This is a genomic window from Streptomyces sp. WELS2 (assembly GCF_013870595.1).
Taxonomy (GTDB): Bacteria; Actinomycetota; Actinomycetes; order Streptomycetales; family Streptomycetaceae; genus Streptomyces.
Map to the genome: position 1 here is coordinate 1 of NZ_JACBWZ010000927.1, position 2,270 is coordinate 2,270.

The following is a 2,270-nucleotide window of genomic DNA, read 5'->3' on the forward strand; positions in this document are numbered from 1 at the left end:
GCCAGGCCGGACCGGAGCGGGGAGAAGTCCAGCCCCCGCTGGTAGAAGAGGGCGAACACCAGCCACACACCGCTGAACCCGACGAAGTACAGCGTGCCGATGCCGGCGCCGACGGCGTAGCCGCGCACGGTGGTGAACAGGCGAGGGTCCAGCAGCGGCTGTTCGCCCCGGGCGACGAGACGGTGCTGCCACCAGGAGAAGAGGGTGAGGAGCGCGGCACCGGCGAGGAACAGCCACCACAGGTTCTCGATGCCACCGGACTCCGCCAGTACCAGCGGGCACATCAGCGCGAGCACGCCGAGGCCGAGGACCAGCACGCCGGGCAGGTCCACCCGGCCCCGGCCGGAGCGCCGGGTGCGCGGCAGCAGACGGCGGCCGAGCAGGACGGCGAGGACGCCGATGGGAACGTTGACGTAGAAGATCCACCGCCAGCCCTGGTCCCCGGCGGCCAGGGCGAGGATGGCGCCGCCGGTGACCGGGCCGGCGGCGGAGGAGATGCCCACGGTGGCGCCGAAGAAGCCGAACGCCCGGCCGCGCTCTGCGCCACGGAACATCTGCTGGATGAGCGCGGAGTTCTGCGGGGCCATGAAGCCGGCCGCCAGCCCCTGGGCGAGACGGGCCGCCACCAGCAGCGTGATGTCGGGGGCCGCGCCGCAGGCCGCGCTGAAGACCACGAAGCCGCCGAGGGCCAGCAGGAAGATACGGCGCCGGTCCAGGGCGTCACCTAGCCGGCCGGCGGTGACCAGGGCGAGGGCGAAGGTCAGGGCGTATCCCGACACCACCCACTGCACCTGCGCCGGGGAGGCGTGCAGGTCGTGCTGGATGGTGGGCAGGGCCACCGCCACGATCGTGACGTCGAGCAGACTCATGAACCCGGCCACCAACGTGACCCACAGGGCGCGCCACCGCTGCGGATCCGGCTCGTACCCGTCCCCGCGGGTGTCCGGTTCCCGGCCGCCCGCAGCCGACGTCGACGCTGTCACGCGGACTCCTCTCCACCGAGGCCACCGGGCGGATCCACCGGGGCCACCGGTCGGACCAAGTTCCCCCGCCCCCACCGTGCACACATACCCGGCCGGTACCCCGGCCCCGCCACCGCATCCGGCCGTCGTCCGCCGGCCGGGCATCGAACGGACATCCGGCAGGACCCGCCTCGGACGACGCCCCAGGGAACACCCCCCGCCATCCGCCGTTGTCGGTGCCGGTTGGTAGAACTGCCCACGTCACCCCGCGTCCGACCCAGCTCCGGGAGCAGCAGCATGACCCTTGGCGACCACCCGCACGTCTTCCACGGCCTGCCCGTGTACACGTTCCCCGAGCCGGACCAAAACCAGGACCTGCCCGAACCGGACGGCGTCGCCTGGCGCGTCGGCACCACCGTCTACGACGCCGAGGAGGAGTGGGAGGAGGTCTTCGCCCGCTTCCTGGACAAGGTCGACACCACCCGCGTCCGCGCACTGGTCGTCGGCGCCTGGCGGGAGGCGTACGACACCGACTCCTCGTCCGTCATCGAGGCGCTGCTCGCGGCCCGGGACCGCCTCCCCGCCCTGCGCGCGCTCTTCCTCGGCGACATGGAGTCCGAGGAGTGCGAGATCTCCTGGATCAACCAGACGGACGTCACCCCGCTGCTGACCGGCTTCCCCGCCCTGGAGGAATTCGGCGTGCGCGGCGGATCGGGCCTGGGGTTCACGGCCCTGCGCCACACCGGGCTGCGCACCCTCACGATGGAGACCGGCGGGCTGCCCGCACAGGTCGTGCGCGGAGTCGGCGCGAGCGACCTGCCCGCCCTGGAACACCTCGACCTGTGGCTCGGCACGCCCGACTACGGCGGCGACAGCCAGCCCGCCGACTGGGAACCCATCCTGTCCGGGGCGCGCCTGCCGAGCCTGCGCCACCTCGCGCTGCGCGACAGCGAGATACAGGACGCCGTCGCCGCGGCCGTCGCCTCCGCCCCGGTGGTGGCCCGCCTGGAGACGCTGGACCTCTCCCTGGGCATCCTGACCGACGAGGGCGCTTCCGCCCTCCTCGCGGGGCAGCCCCTCACCCACCTGAAGAAGCTCGACCTGCACCACCACTACATCACCGAGCCCCTGCTGGACCGCCTTCGGCAGACCCTGGAGCCCGCCGGTGTCGAGCTGAACCTCGACCGGGACGACGCCGACGAGGACGTGGAGAGCGACGGCACGGTGTGGCGCTACGTGTCCGTGGGCGAGTAGGTGACCGCGGACCACGACGGCCTCCGCGCGCGCGAGGCGGGCGGCGTGCGCTTC

2 protein-coding genes are annotated in these 2,270 nt (G+C 73.1%); one reads left to right on the plus strand and one right to left on the minus strand.

What is annotated here, in order from left to right; translation table 11 throughout:
• Positions 1–983, minus strand: a 983-nt coding sequence (locus tag H5J33_RS31850) for an MFS transporter (RefSeq protein ID WP_399552975.1), incomplete at its 3' end; no start/stop codon positions are given.
• Between the two features lie 276 nt (positions 984–1,259).
• Here H5J33_RS31850 and H5J33_RS31855 point away from each other — a divergent pair.
• Positions 1,260–2,216, plus strand: coding sequence for an STM4015 family protein (locus H5J33_RS31855; RefSeq protein ID WP_181798215.1), 957 nt, complete (start codon positions 1,260–1,262; stop codon positions 2,214–2,216).
• Positions 2,217–2,270 lie beyond the last annotated feature (54 nt).

Excerpts from the sequence above, each read along its gene's own strand:
- H5J33_RS31855 (WP_181798215.1), top strand. The coding sequence starts at position 1,260 with ATGACCCTTGGCGACCACCCGCACGTCTTCCACGGCCTGCCCGTGTAC.